Here is a 15,525-nt window from a genome sequence, read left to right as displayed (position 1 = left end):
TTTAAGTGACTCTGTAATTACGATTGTGGCTATTCCAAAAGCGAAGGAGGAGTCAAAATGGTACGTGCAAATCAAATAAGAACTGCAGTAGCAGGTTTATTAATGGGCTTATCGATGGCGGTGAGTGCCCAGTCTTGGCCGGCGAAAACAATTACGATAGTGGTGCCATTTCCGCCTGGTGGAACAACCGATGTGTTGGCACGTGCTGTCGCTCAAAAATTGGGTCCTGCTTTGGGTCAATCGGTAATTGTGGAGAATAAGCCCGGCGCCGGTGCAACATTAGGCGCTGGAATTGTGGCTAAGTCCAATCCTGATGGGTATACCTTACTGATGGGTGCTGTTCACCATACGATTGCCCCCAGCGTTTACAAAACCTTACCGTACAGTTTTGAAAAAGACTTTGCGCCCATTACCACGGTAGCCTTGGTACCGAATGTGATGGTCGTCAGTGCCACATCTCCATATAAGACGGTGAAAGACGTGGTAGCCGCCGCCAAAGCATCGCCAGATAAGCTCTCGTATGGCTCAAATGGTAACGGCACTGCTCAGCATATGATTGGTACCCAGTTTCAGATTGAAACGGGCACAAAATTAATTCATGTGCCTTATAAAGGGAGTGCTCCTTTAACAACGGATCTTTTGGGTGGGCAGGTCACCATGTCCTTTGACACCATTACCCCGGTTTTGCCATTCATTAAAGATGGAAAGTTGCGCCCCTTGGCAGTAACAACTGCAAAACGTTCATCGGCGCTCCCCAATGTACCCACTTTGGCTGAGGCGGGTGTCCCCGGAATTAATATTGGCACATGGTTTGGATTGTTAGCGCCAGTAAAAACGCCCGCAGCAGTTACTGCAAAACTCAATGCGGAAGTTGTCAAAATCATCAAATCTGCTGAATTTCAAAAGCAGATGGCTGATATCGGCGCTGAACCCATTGGTAATTCACAAGCAGATATGGCCAAGCAAATTAAAGAAGAGACTACTAAATTCTCTGGCTTAGCCAAGGCCGCCAACATTACCGTTGAATAAATTTCTGAGGAACCCTCATTATGGATAAGCAGGCCCAAGTTCAAGATTTAACCAATGTACTCTCCAAATTTACCGCGTATATCGGCAAGCGTTTGCCGACCGATGTGACCAGTAAATTGGGAGAATTGCGTAGCAAAGAAGTCAATTTTTTGGCTAAGGAAGTGTATGAGTCCATGCGCCAAAATCAGGAGGCCGCCGACAAGTTAGATCGCCCCAGCTGCCAAGATACTGGCGTGATTCAGTATTTCTTAACCGCAGGTGCCAAGTTTCCTCTGCTTGGGGAATTGGAAGAGATACTGAGTAATGCTACTTTGGGGGCTACCAAAGAAGGGCCACTACGGCATAACGCAGTTGAAACCTTTGATGAGAAGAATACTGGTACCAATACGGGGTCCAAGATTCCTTGGCTTGATTGGGAAATCGTGCCGGAGCGCGATGATTGCGTGATCGATGTGTATATGGCCGGGGGTGGTTGCACCTTGCCCGGAGCCGCCAAAGTGCTAATGCCTGGTCAAGGTTATGAGGGTGTGGCTGAATTTGTGTTTGATGTCATCACTTCGCGCGGTGTGAATGCTTGTCCTCCATTATTAGTGGGGGTTGGGGTATCGACTTCCGCAGAAACGGCGGCACGTTTATCGAAAAAAGCTATTTTGCGCCCCGTAACTTCCAAAAGTGCGAATGAAAATGCCGCGCTGATGGAAGAACTCTTAGCCGATGGTTTGAATGAACTTGGCCTTGGACCTCAGGGCTTAACAGGGAACAACAGTGTGATGGGCGTCAATATTGAACACTCTGCACGCCATCCTTCGACGATTGGGGTAGCCGTCTCCACCGGTTGTTGGGCCCATCGTCGCGGCAAGATACGGATCAATAGTGATCTCACCTATGAAGTCATTTCTCACGAAGGGTTTAAGGTATGAAAAAAATCCTAACAACCCCCATTAAGGATGAAGATTTAGAGTCTCTCAATATTGGTGATGTGGTTTATTTAACTGGAACCCTAGTGACCTGTCGGGATGTGGCGCATCGCCGTCTGATTGAGCTAGGTCGAAAACTTCCTGTTGATTTGACGGGTGGCGCCATATTTCATGCCGGACCCATCGTGCGCCAAAAAGAGAATGGCGAATATGAAATGGTATCCATTGGACCGACGACCAGTATGCGGATGGAAAAGTTTGAAAAAGAATTTATCAAGCAGACTGGCGTTAAGTTGATCGTGGGTAAGGGTGGAATGGGCCCTGAAACCCAAGAGGGCTGTTTAGAGAATAAAGCAGTCCATGCGATTTTCCCGGGAGGCTGTGCAGTATTGGCAGCCACTAAAGTGGATAAGATCGAAGCCGCGGAATGGACGGATTTAGGAATGCCCGAGACACTTTGGGTAAACAAGGTCACAGAATTTGGTCCGTTAATCATCTCGATTGATACCAAAGGCAAAAACCTGATTGAAGAAAACAAGAAAGTATTTAACGAAAAGAAAAAGCCAATTCTTGAGCGAATCAATGCCCAAGTACGCTTTATTAAGTAATTAGGTCAAGCGTCCTGAAAACGGACGCTTGAATTTGTCGGTTTTCCCGACAAAGGCTCGCAGGGCATCCCACTCCAAAAAAACGAATGGGGGAAATCACCCCCCATTCGATCAGTTACTTAGTATAAATTTATTGAATGCCCATGATTTTCTTAGCATCAGCTAAAGACTTCATTGATTCAGTATGTTGACCTGCTTTGTGCTGTTCCTCACCTTTGGCACGAAGTTCTTTTACTTTCGTTGAGTCTTGAGCGCTTAATTTAGTGGTGGGCATAGCAGCATCAATTTTTTTCATTTCACCTGGACAGCCATGAGCCAAGGCAAGACCAGAGAAAGTCAGTAAGACAGTTGATACGAGCAGATTTTTCATAAAGATCTCCTAATAGTTATAACTCTTGTAAAAGCTTAGTTGAATTTTTAATAATTTGCTGGGTTCTTATTCCCACAGTCCAATTGCTGATTTTGGTAACGATAGATTAACTAAGTGCATCAATAGAGTGTCTGTTAATGCACCATTTACAAGCAATCAGCACCATAACAGTACACGAAATTAATTCCTGTTCTATATAAATCAATCACTTAAGGGGTGGCATGCTTCTTGCATGTATACAAGTAAGTACACCAGTTTGTTTCTTAGCTCGGTTACGAACTTAACTTTAGGAGGATTGACCATGGCTTCATTTTCGTTAGGACGTCGTAAGGTATTGGGATATGGTGCGATTGGGGCAGCTGCCGCTGTATTGCCATCCATTGCAAGCGCATCAGAGAAGATACTCATTGGGTATTGGCCAATTGCCAGCGGATTACCCTTTTATGTAGCGCTTGAAAAAGGCTACTTCAAAGAAGTTGGTTTAAATGTAGAAGGCGTGAAGTTTGCAAATCCTTCGCAAGTGGTCGAGGCGATGATTGCTGGACGAATTCAAGGGTCTGCTAATGGGACAGCGTCGGCTGCTCTTGCGCTGGGAGAAATCGCCTCGCCAGGACTTTTTCAAATTGTGTGCTCAAACCCATCCAATCAGAAGTTTGTGTTGGACGAGTTTTTGGTCTCCATCAAAAGTACGGCTAAGTCAATTCGTGATTTGAAGGGTGCCAAGATTGCTTGCGGTCCAGGAATTCAAAACGTAACCTTAACCAAAATTATTCTTGAAAAAAATGGCCTTGGCGATATTCAGCCGATTGAATTACCCGTGGGTCAACACGTGGCAGCAATCGCAGCTGGACAGATTGATGCGGTGTATACGCTGGAGCCAACCGGTACCATTGGTCGTGTTAAAGGTGAAACCCGTATTTTAGAGACCGGTGTTATTTCAAAATACGTATTAGGTAATGCCGATGCTCCATGGTTTGGCGGTTCGGCATCGCTCGTGAATACTTTTATTAAGGCACGTCCGGCCGATGTCAAAAAATACGTGCAGGCCTATGCAAAAGGTGTGGATTTTGTTCGCAAGAACCAGGAAGAATCTCGTAAATCCCTTGACGGATTTACCGCAATTGATGAAACCATTGTCAAAGAAGTACCGCTGGCTAATTTTGTGATGTACAACGAGTTCAAGCCAAGTGATATCGATTTCTTCCAAAAATTCTTTGATGTCTTTACCGAACGCAAGATCTTTAGCAAAAAAGTGGATGTGAAGTCACTCATTTACAAGGGCTAATGATGTTGAAAAATTTGCGATTTGAAGCGTTTTTGCCGATTGTTGGTCCCATCGCGCTTTTATTGGTGTGGGAACTTGCAATTACAGCCAAATGGGTAAAGCCCGTATTGCTCCCACCCCCAGGGGAGACCTTGGGGTATTTGGGTCAATCCATTATGAGCGGCGCCATTTATGGTGACTTCATGGCAACGCTAAAAAGAACGATGTACTCCTTCCTTTTAGCTACCGTTGCTGGCGTGCCATTAGGAATCGCGCTGGGAAGTAATGAAAAGATCTATCGAAGCGTGGAGTTTTTGATTGATTTTTTTCGCTCAACACCATCATCGGCATTAATTCCGTTATTTCTGCTCATTTTTGGAATTACGGATGTGAATAAGATCGCAATTGCAACCTTTGCAGCGGTGCTATTGATTATTTTTAATAGTGCTTATGGGGTGATGAACGCTAAAAAGACTCGGGTAAATGCCGCAATCACAATGGGCATTCCAAAGCGCTTTATTTTCAAAGACGTTTTATTTATGGAAAGCTTGCCGCAAACCTTTGTGGGTTTGCGAACAGGCGTATCCATGGCCTTGGTAATTGTGATTGTGGCCGAGATGTTTATTGGCTCAACCGATGGGTTAGGCCATCGCATTATTGATGCCCAACAAGTCTTTAATGTCAAAGAGATGTATGGCTCCATCTTAATTACCGGCGCCTTAGGGTATGGCTTAAACCTGCTTTTCTTACTAATTGAGAAACGCATCGTTCACTGGAGTGGAAAAGCATGACAACCGTATTAGATCTCCCAGCCGAAGCTGGTACCCACGTCACGATTCGTGGTCTTGATAAATCCTTTGGTGGAGCGGTACTCTATCAGGACTTTAATCTTGACATCCCCAAGGGAAAGATCGTATCGATCTTTGGCCCCAATGGCTGTGGTAAATCCACCTTGATCAACATGATCTCTGGCCTGATGCCCATTGATGCCGGCGAGATTTTGTTTGAAGGGAAGTCCTTAGCGCAAACCACCATTGGTTATGTATTTCAAAACTATCGCGATGCGTTATTTCCGTGGATGAGCGCTTGGGACAATATTGCCTATCCCATTAAGCGCAGTGGGAAGAGCAAAGAAGAGGTTAAAAATCGGGTAGAAGAGCTCATTGCTCTTTTTGAGATCAAATTCAATCTGAATTTATATCCGTATGAGCTATCAGGCGGTCAGCAGCAAACGGTTTCCATCATGCGCGCTTTGGCCATGAAGCCCGAGATTTTATTTCTCGATGAGCCATTCTCAGCCCTTGATTTTGAGATGACGCTTTTTATCCGAACGAAGCTCCAAGAGGCGAACCTCTCAACCGGGGTCACCATGATGATCGTATCGCACGATCTTGAGGATGCCGTGTTTTTAGCCGATAAGATTTTGTTATTGACTCGCCGACCAACTCGAATTTCAGAATTTATGAGTTTTGATATGGCTAAACCCCGCGCCCCCGAGTCCGTGAGTGATCCCGAATTTATTAAAACAAAATCCCATGCTTTAGAGGTATTCCAACGGGAGATGCGAGCATGACCATCTTGCAGTTATTAGAGCAATACCGTAGCGGAAGCCTGGTTCCCCAAAAATATTTAGTGGAGCTTTTGTCGCGTTTGCGGCGTGATCAGGAATCGGCGCCAGACCCGGCTTGGATTTGTCTGGCTAGTAATCAACAACTCATAGAACAGCTCATTCGTTTGGAAGGAAAGCGGGCTGATGATTTGCCGTTATATGGCATTCCATTTGCGATTAAAGACAATATTGATGCAGCCGGATGGATCACCACTGTGGGTTGTCCGGACTTTGCGTATGAGGCGAAAACGATGGCCACTTCGGTGCAAAAGTTATTGGATGCGGGTGCCGTTTTGATCGGTAAGACGAATTTGGATCAATTTGCAACCGGCTTAGTGGGAACACGATCCCCTTATGGGGTAGTACCTAATCCTTTTGATCCAAAGTTCGTGAGCGGGGGATCAAGCTCTGGTTCGGGATCGGTTGTATCCCGCGGTTTAGTGCTATTTAGTTTAGGGACTGACACTGCAGGATCCGGTCGTATTCCTGCTGCCTTTACCAATACGGTGGGTACCAAACCGACACCCGGCTATATGAGTACTGAGGGGGTTTACCCAGCCTGTAAAACCATTGATTGCATTTCTATTTTTACGCTCACGGCTTCTGATGCCGCAATCGTTTTAGACGTGATGAGGGCTACAAATCATGATCGCACCCATGAGGCGCAATACCACCCTGAGCCTAAATTGACCTATCAATTTCCAAAACCGATTCGGGTGGGCATTCCCAAGGCAGCTGATTTTTTGGATAACACCGAATACCCCAAACTCTTTGCGAATGCCTTAAATAAACTAAAAGGTATGGGGTATCCAATCGTGGAGGTGGATATCACCCCGTTTGTAAAAGCTGGAAAACTGCTTTACGAGGGTCCGTGGGTAGCTGAGCGCTACGCAGTTATTGAAGACTTTCTTAAAAAGAATCCAAATTCGATGGATCCAAGCGTAAAGCAAATCATTGAGAGTGGAGAAAACTACACTGCTGCTCAGGGATTTCGGGCAACGTATCAACTCAAAGAATTAGAAACCCTATGCCAACAAGTGTGGGCACAGTGTGATCTGATTGTTGTTCCCAGTGCTCCCCGACACCCCACGATTCAAGAACTTAGTGAAGAACCCATATTGCGTAATAGCGAATTAGGGATGTATACCAACTATGTCAATTTAATGCGCCTAGCTGCCATCGCCGTGCCGGCAGACTTTACGGCAAGTGGTATGCCATTTGGTATCACATTGATTGGGCAAAGCGGGTCTGATTTTGCACTACTTGATTTTGCTGCCCAGTGGCAGCAATTGATGCAACTTCCGCTTGGAAAACTGAAGATAAAGCCAGCCGAACAGTATTTGAGGATTTCAAAACCCAAAAGCTCAAGTACCCACCTAGCTGTTGTGGGTGCTCATTTAAAGGGCATGCCGTTGCATTCCCAGTTGGTTGAGCGCAATGCCCGTTTTATTAAATCCTGTAAAACAGCAAAGCATTATCAGCTGTTTGCGCTTGCTAATACAACACCGCCAAAGCCCGGGCTGGTTCGTTTGAAAGAGGGTGGGGATCAGATTGAGTTAGAGCTTTATGATGTGCCACAAGAAATGATTGGATCATTTCTTAATTTGATCCCAGTACCATTAGGATTGGGTACCATCGAGTTAGACGATGGGTCATGGGTTAAGGGATTTATTTGTGAGCCAGTGGGTATAGTTGGGGCAACCAATATTACTCACTATGGCGGTTGGAAAAATTACCTAAAAGAAACGGTGTAAAACCATGCCGACATTAGTTCCACTCAATAACCAGTTTTCCAGTTTGGCTGATGATGCTTACCTTGCAATTAAGCAAAAGATCTTTTCCTTTGAAATGCTGCCCGGAGACTTGATCTCCGAAGGCAATTTAGTTCGCTTGATGCAGGTTAGCCGAACTCCCTTACGGCAAGCTTTACAGCGCTTGCAATACGAGGGATTTTTGAATGCAATCCCGAAGATTGGTTGGCAAATTGCACCACTGGATTTCAATAAACTTGACGAGTTATATGACTTTCGTATTTTGATCGAAGGGCATGCGATCAAAATACTGTGTGATAAAGCCTGCTCTCATGAGCCTTTAAATGAGCTTGTAAAGATATGGCTTTGTAAAACATCGGATCGCATTCAAGACGGGGAACAAGTTGGACTATTGGATGAGAACTTTCACCATCAGTTAGTGAAGATTGCTGGTAACCAAGAAATGCTAAGAATGCATCAGGAGATATCCGAGCGAATTCGGATTGTACGAAGGCTTGATTTCACTAAAGGTAATCGCATTCAAGAGACCTATGATGAACACGCAAAAATCCTCAAAGCAATTATGGATCGTCGAGGTGCCGAAGCTAAACGGTTGCTAACCAGTCATATCGATCAAAGTAAGATTGAAGTGAGAAAGATAACATTAGCTGCGATGCATGAGGTTAAAGAAAATTCAAGGCTTAAAGTCAAAAGCTAACAAGCGTCGCTATCTAGGACGCTTGAATTTGTCGGTTTTCCCGACAAACACCTACTGACACCATGAACCTGACATGGGACCCCACCCAATGCCATACCCACCGGTGTTTCGACGGACACCCCAAACCTACCCGCTGTGAGTCATTGTTGAGCATTGTCTTCAGCAGATTTGCCAGCCCTTCTAAGCCGTAGGTCGCAGGTTCGACCCCTGCTGGGCAGGCCAATTGATACTGGGTACGTACTGATCACATCCTTTACAGTTCGTACCGAACTATTTATTAGGACTCAGAATAAACCAACAACTTTCCCTTCCACCAGATCAATCTTGTCAGCGGACGGGATTTTTGGTAGGCCTGGCATTGTCATAATATCGCCGCATACCATCACAATAAATTGAGCACCAGCAGCAAGACGAACTTCTCTAATGTTGATGACGTGATTATTAGGTGCGCCGCGAAGTTTAGGATCGGTTGAAAAGGAGCTCTGAGTTTTAGCTACACAAACAGGATAATTCCCGTAGCCTTTTTCTTGAAGATCCTGGATTTGAGCACGAATCTTGGAGTCCGCAGTCACCTCACTTGCTCGATAAACTTTTTTCGCAATTTGATTGATCTTGTCCCAGAGGCTATCGGATTCCTCATACACAAATTGCATCTGAGATGGTGTGTCGCAAAGTTTAATTACCTCTTCAGCAAGATCCTTTGCGCCTTTACCGCCGTGCGCCCAATGTGAAGCGATAACTACTTTTACCCCCAATGATTGCATTCGCGATTTAATTAGGTCAATTTCAGCGGGTGTATCACTTAAGAATTGATTGATTGAAACTACGCAAGGTATTTGGTAAACCTTTGTAATATTTTCGACGTGGCGTTCAAGATTAACTAATCCTTTTTCAAGTGCAATGAGATTTTCTTGTGTTAGTTCTGATAACTCCGCATTTCCATGGTATTTCATGGCTCGAACAGTCACCACTATGACGGCGGCAGAGGGCCGCAGACCAGATTTACGACACTTGATATCAATAAATTTCTCAGCCCCTAAATCAGCACCAAAACCAGCCTCAGTTACTACATAATCAGCCAATTTAAGCGCTGCTTGGGTTGCAATAACTGAATTACAACCATGGGCTATATTGGCAAATGGGCCGCCATGTACAAAAGCGGGATTGTTCTCAAGGGTTTGAACAAGATTTGGGGCTAATGCGTCTTTCAGTAAAACTGTCATGGCTCCATGAGCATTCAGATCTTTCGCTAAGATTGGTTTTAGATCGCGGGTGTAGGCAACAACGATATTGGAAAGTCTCTCTTTGAGATCATCGAGTGAAGTTGCTAGGCAAAAGATCGCCATTACTTCAGAGGCGACAACAATATCAAAACCATCCTCGCGTGGATAGCCATTACCTGGACCACCCAATCCGTTGGTAATGTGGCGTAGTGCACGATCGTTCATATCTACTACACGTTTCCACTGAATTCGGCGACTATCAATGCCGAGAGCATTTCCATGAAAGATGTGGTTATCAATTAAAGCCGCCAAAAGATTATTTGCTAAGGCGATCGCATTAAAGTCCCCAGTAAAGTGAAGATTGATATCTTCCATTGGAACGATTTGAGCGTAGCCACCACCTGCCGCGCCACCTTTTACTCCAAAAACGGGCCCAAGAGATGGTTCGCGCAGACAGATGATTGCTTTTTTACCCAAATAGTTCAGGGCATCGCCAAGGCCTACAGTGGTAGTGGTTTTTCCCTCGCCAGCAGGGGTTGGATTAATAGCGGTTACTAAGATGAGTTTGCCATTGGGCCTATTCTTTAACGTGTCCAAATAGGGTAGGGAAATTTTGGCCTTAAAGTGACCATAAGGCTCTAAATGCTCCTCAGAAATGCCCAGTTTTTCTTTGGCAACTTCAGCAATACGCATCATTTTTGCTTGTTGTGCAATTTCGATATCACTGGGCATGGTTTCTCCTAAGATAAGGGTTAATCCTAATTAATAACACTTTCAATTTTCTAACATTCAACTAATATGTTAGTAATATATATCAACTATGACTCATTAAACAAGGAGAATTGAATGAGTACTTTTTCAAGACCCATGGCAATGACAGAACGTCAGAAAAAGTTTCGTGATTCTTACATCAATGATGTGAGCCCCTTCTATAACGGCTTACTTCATATAGGGGTAATGTATGTTGCGGGAATATCTGCGATCTACTACTGTGCAACACAGCTTGATAACCCTACTTGGGCCTGGCTAACTATTATCCCCGTAGCAATTGCTGGTAATTTTGTGGAGTGGGCTATGCATAAGTATGTGATGCACCGCCTAATCGACGTCTTTGCCCTACGAGCAATTTATGATCGGCACACCCGCCAGCACCATCAATACTTTACTGATACTGATTACACAATTGATACAGTTAAAGAGCATCGCATTGTATTTTTTCCATGGCGAGTATTAATTGTTCTCGGGGTTGCTGGTACGATCCTTGGGTATATTGCGGCCAAAATATTTAACCCTAATGTTGGCTATATTCTGTACATGACCATGGTTGGGCATTACCTTATCTACGAGACCTTTCATTATTGCTGTCATGTCAAAGAAAATTGGTTTGTCCGAAACATGCCATTTATCAATACGATTCGTAGGCACCATGCAGCCCATCACAATTTAGGAATCATGATGCATAAAAATATGAATTTAACTTTTCCACTTGCCGATTGGATTATGGGCACTAGCGATCTAAAGCGTGGATTAATTGGAACATTATTTAATGGTTTTAGTGAAGAACACGTTGATCCAAAATTAAAGCCCATTATTGAAAAATTTAGAAATGGTAGGGTGCAAGAGGAAAAGGTGACTCTTGAGGGGCCAATCTTAGATCAGCAAGAAGAAAAAGCCTTGCAATCGTAGAGCGTGCTCAAGCAATGCAATCAGTTTTATTCGATGTATTACCAAAGCCAGGTCAAGTTGAACGGTACTTTTCAATGGCAGCACAATTAAAACCCATTGTTGAGCAAAATGCAGGTTTTTTATCTGTTGAGCGGTTTGCAAATCTCGAAAAACACGACTGGTATTTGTCGTTTTCATGTTGGAGGGATGAGGAGTCACTTGCGCAGTGGCGATGCCAGCCAGACCATAATGGTGCTCAGGTATGTGGAAGGAGTCAAGTTTTTGATGACTACCGACTGCGAGTTTCGAAAGCTCAAAGTGATAATCAACTACAAGAAAAAACAATTCGAGAGCGCATTATGCTTCTTATTGGTCAATTTGATGAGGTTCAAGCAATGCTCTGTCAAATACCTCTTACGCGGTTTAAGAGCAAGACCTATCAAGGAGTATTGGATGCCAAAAGGGGTATTTCAATCATTGAATTTGCATCAGATACCACCATCGATGAGGAATTAATTCAAATTCCAATCCCAGACGCGGTTAAGTTAATTTGGTTTGAGGTTATTCGTGATTATGGAATGTTTGATCGACTTGAGGCACCCACCCAATTTTCATAATGGCAAATCGTAAATCATCCAATCTTGCACTTGTTGTTTCACCAGAAGAGGCGTCTCTCTCCGATCAGGCATATAGCCAAATTGAAGAAATGATCGTAACAATGCAATTGCCTCCTGATACACCTGTTTCAGAGGCTCAGCTATCAACATATCTTGGTATCGGCCGAACACCAATTCGTGAAGCAATTCAACGATTAAGTCGCGAGCATCTTGTCACGATAGTTCCAAAGAGAGGCATTTTCATTTCTGATTTGAATACTGAAAAACAACTTCGAGTATTGGAAACCAGAAGGGAATTAGAACGTTTAATTTGTATGAAGGCTGCTAAAAGAGCAACCCCTACAGAACGAAAAGAATTCGAGCGATTAGCTAAAGAATTTTATAAAGCAGCCAAGGACAAGGACGACGCATTATTTAGACGAGCTGATAAAGAGCTAAATGATTTAACAGTTATTGCGGCTCGTAACGAATTTGCGGCTGCTGCGATGTCTCCATTGCATGGCATGTCCCGACGTTTTTGGTTTGGAAATTTTCATCATTTTGCTGGGGTTACCGAAATGGCTAATTTGCATGGATCCTTAGCGGCTGCAATTGCAAAAGGAAATGAGCTAGATGCTGGAGCAGCGCTAGATAGATTGATTGATTGTGTTGAAAACTTAACTCGTAAAACATTTAGTCATTCAGAGTAAAGGGTGTGGGTTGAGAGTCGGAGAAGTTGGCTTTTAATTTTTAGTGTATGAAGCGGAGTAGGTTAACCAAGGAGACGTGAAATGAAAAAACGTGATTTTCTTAAAACAGGTGGCGCTGCAGCTGCCGCCGCTATGGCATTTCCAATTACGGTTCAGGCTCAAGGCGCGAGCTATAACTGGAAAATGGCAACTGGATGGAGTGGCGGTCCTTTAACTGATTTGGGCTCCAAAGCCTTTGCAGACAAGTTAGAGCAATATAGTGGTGGGCGATTCAAGATACAAATCTTTCCAGGCGGCGCCTTGGGTAATGCTTTAAAGGTTCCAGAGACTGTTAAGAATGGTGTCGCTGAATTGGGACACACATGGATGGGCTGGGATTGGGGTAAAGATCCAACTACCGTTTTATTTGGAGGCTATGCTGGTTCATTTGACTCCGAACGCATGCTGCATTGGCTGTACACGGCAGGCGGTACTGATATGCAAAGAAAATATCGAGAGCAAACTGATGATGTAATTTCGATGCCTTTATTCATTCGAACTGCAGAAGCTTTTTTACACTCGAGAAAGCCTGTACGAACTCTTAATGATTTAAAGGGTCTGAAATTAAGAACTGCTGGTGCTTGGTTGGAGATGTCAAAAGACCTTGGTGCTGCTCCAGTAACAACCCCCGGTGCTGATGTGTATCCAATGTTAGAGCGAGGAGCAATTGATGCAGTGGAGTGGGGTACCCTTTATGAGAATATTCCCATGGGTTTCCATAAGGTTGCTAAATTTGTGATTTATCCAGGGATTCATCAGCCATGCGCTCCATTTGAACTTGTAATCAATAAGGGTGTATGGTCTAAGCTTTCTGAGGCCGATAAAAAATTAATCGACATGTGCGCAAAGCTCACGACTTTGGAAAGCTGGCTCATTGTTGGTCAGGAAGATGCCAAGGCGCTGGAGTTTTATCGCAAGGCAGGCAATACGATCATTGAGCTCTCTCCCGAGGTTCAATATGCCGCTCGTAAGATTGGACTAGATTGGGCTGCTAAAACTGCTAAAGAAAATAAATATCCATTTTTCGCACCAGTTTTTGAAAGCCAACAACAGCTCGATAAATTATGGGAAGGTGCCTCTGGTTGGCGAACAGTGAAAACAAAAACAGTTAGTGCTAATCCGCCGGCCGCTAAAAAGTAATGTGTAAAGGGGGTCTAATAAGTTAGACCTCCTTTTTTCCATTCACATCAGAAAAGTAAAACATGAGTCCGTTTGTTAATCAGATTGAACGTTTGACAGGCAATATTGGAATTTTGGCCTCTCTTGCCTTGGTGCCACTGGTACTTACTACAACATATGAAGTAATTGCCCGATATGTATTTGAGGCGCCTACTATTTGGGCTTATGAGGTTGGTTACATGCTAACCGGTAGCCACTTTTTATTAGGGATGGCATATACCCTTCAGCAGGGTCAATTTATTCGAATTGATATTTTTAGCCAAGCAATGAGCGCAAAGACGCGAGCTTTAATTGATATTTGTTCCTATTCAATCATTTTACCGTTGATGTTGTGGCTAACGTACGGCTTAACTGGATATTTGGTTTCTGGATTTATAAAAGGTGAACGTAGTGGCCAATCAGCAATGAATATGCCAGTATGGCCATTTCGAGTTGTTTTCCTAATCGCATTTGCCCTACTTGCATTACAAGTCTATGCAGAGATTATGAAATCTCTCCAGAAATATAAGGCCGTTAGCCATGAGTGACATTATTCCATTCCTAATGTTACCCATGGCATTTGTACTGATGTTTTTGGGTGTACAAGTTGCCTTTGCAATGATGATTACGGCCGTTCTATTTGGGCTCTATATTTTTAGCGATCGTGTAATTTTTCAATTTATTGAAAAAATAGAAGATATTTCGTCAAATTTTGTTTTTGCAGCGATTCCATTATTTGTTTTTATGGGCGCAATTCTTGAAAAATCAGGAATTGCAGATAAGCTATTTGAAGCTATCCATATTTGGACAAGGCGTTTACCCGGCGGTTTGGCATTAGCGACCGTCATTATGTGCATTATTTTTGCAGCTTCTAGTGGAGTTATTGGCGCTACAGAGTCCGTAGTAGGACTTTTAACCATACCGATTATGCTGCGCTACAAATACAACAAAAGTTTAATTTCGGGAACTATTTGTGCTGGTGGATCGCTTGGAACAATCATACCTCCGTCCGTTGTTGCGGTCGTCATGGGCCCATTGGCTACAGTCTCTGTGGGTGACTTACTGTACGGAATGGTATTTCCTGGCCTAATTATGGCCTCTCTGTATTTAATTTATATTTTTACCTTGTGTGTTATTTACCCTGATAGAGGTCCTCGCATTCCACCCGAGCCTGGAGAGCCCAGCTTTCGAGAAAAAATTTGGATTTCAACAAAAAATCTTGTGCCCCCATTACTCATGATCGTGGCAGTCTTAGGCTCCATCCTCTTTGGTTTAGCTTCCCCGACCGAGGCTGCTGCAATTGGAGCGATCGCCTCAGTTTTATTAACAGTTCTATACAGAAACTTTACCTGGAAAGGTTTGTATCAAGCATTAATAAAAACGCTGCTAATAACCGCAATGATTATGGCGGTCTTATTGGCGGGATCTCTATTTACAGGCGTATTTATAGGAGGTGGTGGGATCAATACTGCAAATAACATCATCAATCAAATGCAATTAAGTCCGTGGGTACTCCTTGCATTGATGCTATCGATTATTTTCCTCTCCGGCTTTTTTCTTGATTGGATTTCAATTGTCCTAATTTTTGTACCTCTTTTTACGCCACTGATAACAAGCGCTGGTTTTGACCCAGTCTGGTTTTGTATTCTATTTCTCATTGTGATTCAGACTTCTTATCTAACACCTCCGATGGCGCCAGCAATCTTCTATTTACGCGCTGTTGCTCCTGAGGAAATCAATATTAAGCATATGTATCGTGGCGTTGTTCCATTTATCGTACTTCAGTCTTTGACTTTAGTAATTGTGATGACTTTTCCATCTTTGGTAACTTATTTACCAAGTGTGATGTTGAACTTTAGATAAGGAGA

Annotated in this window: 16 protein-coding genes; 14 read left to right on the top strand and 2 right to left on the bottom strand. The window is 43.7% G+C overall.

Annotated elements, in window-relative coordinates; genetic code table 11:
- Positions 1–57: 57 nt before the first annotated feature.
- From AOC32_RS06175 to ttdB, 3 genes are read left to right on the top strand one after another with little or no spacing between them, the layout of a single operon-like run.
- Entirely contained in the window at positions 58–1,029 is a 972-nt protein-coding gene (locus tag AOC32_RS06175) for a Bug family tripartite tricarboxylate transporter substrate binding protein (protein ID WP_108508634.1), read from the top strand.
- A gap of 20 nt (positions 1,030–1,049) precedes the next feature.
- Positions 1,050–1,949, top strand: coding sequence for a L(+)-tartrate dehydratase subunit alpha (gene ttdA, locus AOC32_RS06170; RefSeq protein WP_108508633.1), 900 nt, complete (start codon positions 1,050–1,052; stop codon positions 1,947–1,949).
- Positions 1,946–2,554, top strand: a complete 609-nt coding sequence (gene ttdB / locus AOC32_RS06165) for a L(+)-tartrate dehydratase subunit beta (protein WP_108508632.1) — start codon at positions 1,946–1,948, stop codon at positions 2,552–2,554. Before ttdA ends, ttdB begins: the two co-directional genes overlap by 4 nt.
- A 130-nt stretch (positions 2,555–2,684) precedes the next feature.
- Here the strand turns inward: ttdB and AOC32_RS06160 are convergent, their stop codons facing one another.
- Complete coding sequence (locus tag AOC32_RS06160) at positions 2,685–2,924, bottom strand: hypothetical protein (RefSeq protein ID WP_108508631.1); 240 nt, start codon at positions 2,922–2,924, stop codon at positions 2,685–2,687.
- Positions 2,925–3,225: 301 nt separating this feature from the next.
- Here AOC32_RS06160 and AOC32_RS06155 point away from each other — a divergent pair, with 301 nt between their 5' ends.
- Genes AOC32_RS06155 through AOC32_RS06135 form a run of 5 tightly spaced genes read left to right on the top strand, consistent with a single transcriptional unit; the run spans position 3,226 to position 8,266 of the window.
- Positions 3,226–4,209, top strand: a complete 984-nt coding sequence (locus AOC32_RS06155) for an ABC transporter substrate-binding protein (protein ID WP_108508630.1) — start codon at positions 3,226–3,228, stop codon at positions 4,207–4,209.
- A complete protein-coding gene (locus tag AOC32_RS06150; protein WP_199908487.1) occupies positions 4,209–4,979 on the top strand; it encodes an ABC transporter permease in 771 nt (256 codons plus the stop codon). Before AOC32_RS06155 ends, AOC32_RS06150 begins: the two co-directional genes overlap by 1 nt.
- Positions 4,976–5,761 (top strand): ABC transporter ATP-binding protein, encoded by a 786-nt coding sequence (locus AOC32_RS06145; protein WP_108508628.1) that lies wholly within the window; start codon positions 4,976–4,978, stop codon positions 5,759–5,761. The genes AOC32_RS06150 and AOC32_RS06145 overlap by 4 nt, the downstream gene beginning before the upstream one ends.
- Positions 5,758–7,551 (top strand): allophanate hydrolase, encoded by a 1,794-nt coding sequence (atzF, locus tag AOC32_RS06140; protein WP_108508627.1) that lies wholly within the window; start codon positions 5,758–5,760, stop codon positions 7,549–7,551. Before AOC32_RS06145 ends, atzF begins: the two co-directional genes overlap by 4 nt.
- A gap of 4 nt (positions 7,552–7,555) precedes the next feature.
- A complete protein-coding gene (locus tag AOC32_RS06135; protein ID WP_108508626.1) occupies positions 7,556–8,266 on the top strand; it encodes a GntR family transcriptional regulator in 711 nt (236 codons plus the stop codon).
- Positions 8,267–8,550: 284 nt separating this feature from the next.
- Here the strand turns inward: AOC32_RS06135 and AOC32_RS06130 are convergent, their stop codons facing one another.
- Positions 8,551–10,221, bottom strand: coding sequence for a formate--tetrahydrofolate ligase (locus AOC32_RS06130; RefSeq protein ID WP_108508625.1), 1,671 nt, complete (start codon positions 10,219–10,221; stop codon positions 8,551–8,553).
- Positions 10,222–10,335: 114 nt separating this feature from the next.
- On the opposite strand from AOC32_RS06130, the gene AOC32_RS06125 reads away from it, so the two are divergent.
- The 6 genes from AOC32_RS06125 to AOC32_RS06100 all read left to right on the top strand — a co-directional run bounded on the left by AOC32_RS06125 (position 10,336) and on the right by AOC32_RS06100 (position 15,520).
- The gene (locus tag AOC32_RS06125) at positions 10,336–11,175 is read left to right on the top strand and encodes a sterol desaturase family protein (protein WP_234409711.1); all 840 of its coding nucleotides are present in this window, start codon (positions 10,336–10,338) and stop codon (positions 11,173–11,175) included.
- 14 nt (positions 11,176–11,189) lie between these two features.
- Entirely contained in the window at positions 11,190–11,771 is a 582-nt protein-coding gene (locus AOC32_RS06120; protein WP_108508623.1) for an antibiotic biosynthesis monooxygenase family protein, read from the top strand.
- Positions 11,771–12,460: a GntR family transcriptional regulator gene (locus AOC32_RS06115; RefSeq protein ID WP_108508622.1), complete on the top strand. Its 690-nt coding sequence runs from the start codon at positions 11,771–11,773 to the stop codon at positions 12,458–12,460. Before AOC32_RS06120 ends, AOC32_RS06115 begins: the two co-directional genes overlap by 1 nt.
- A gap of 81 nt (positions 12,461–12,541) precedes the next feature.
- Positions 12,542–13,639 (top strand): TRAP transporter substrate-binding protein DctP, encoded by a 1,098-nt coding sequence (gene dctP, locus AOC32_RS06110; RefSeq protein WP_108508621.1) that lies wholly within the window; start codon positions 12,542–12,544, stop codon positions 13,637–13,639.
- 62 nt (positions 13,640–13,701) lie between these two features.
- Positions 13,702–14,205 carry a TRAP transporter small permease subunit gene (locus AOC32_RS06105; RefSeq protein WP_108508620.1) on the top strand — a complete coding sequence of 168 codons (504 nt, stop codon included), beginning with the start codon at positions 13,702–13,704 and terminating at the stop codon, positions 14,203–14,205.
- Positions 14,198–15,520: a TRAP transporter large permease gene (locus tag AOC32_RS06100; protein WP_108508619.1), complete on the top strand. Its 1,323-nt coding sequence runs from the start codon at positions 14,198–14,200 to the stop codon at positions 15,518–15,520. The genes AOC32_RS06105 and AOC32_RS06100 overlap by 8 nt, the downstream gene beginning before the upstream one ends.
- Positions 15,521–15,525: the final 5 nt, after the last annotated feature.

The organism is Polynucleobacter acidiphobus, assembly GCF_003065385.1.
GTDB lineage: Bacteria > Pseudomonadota > Gammaproteobacteria > Burkholderiales > Burkholderiaceae > Polynucleobacter > Polynucleobacter acidiphobus.
The sequence above is the reverse complement of the archived record's forward strand: the minus strand, read 5'-3'. Positions and strand labels throughout refer to the sequence as shown.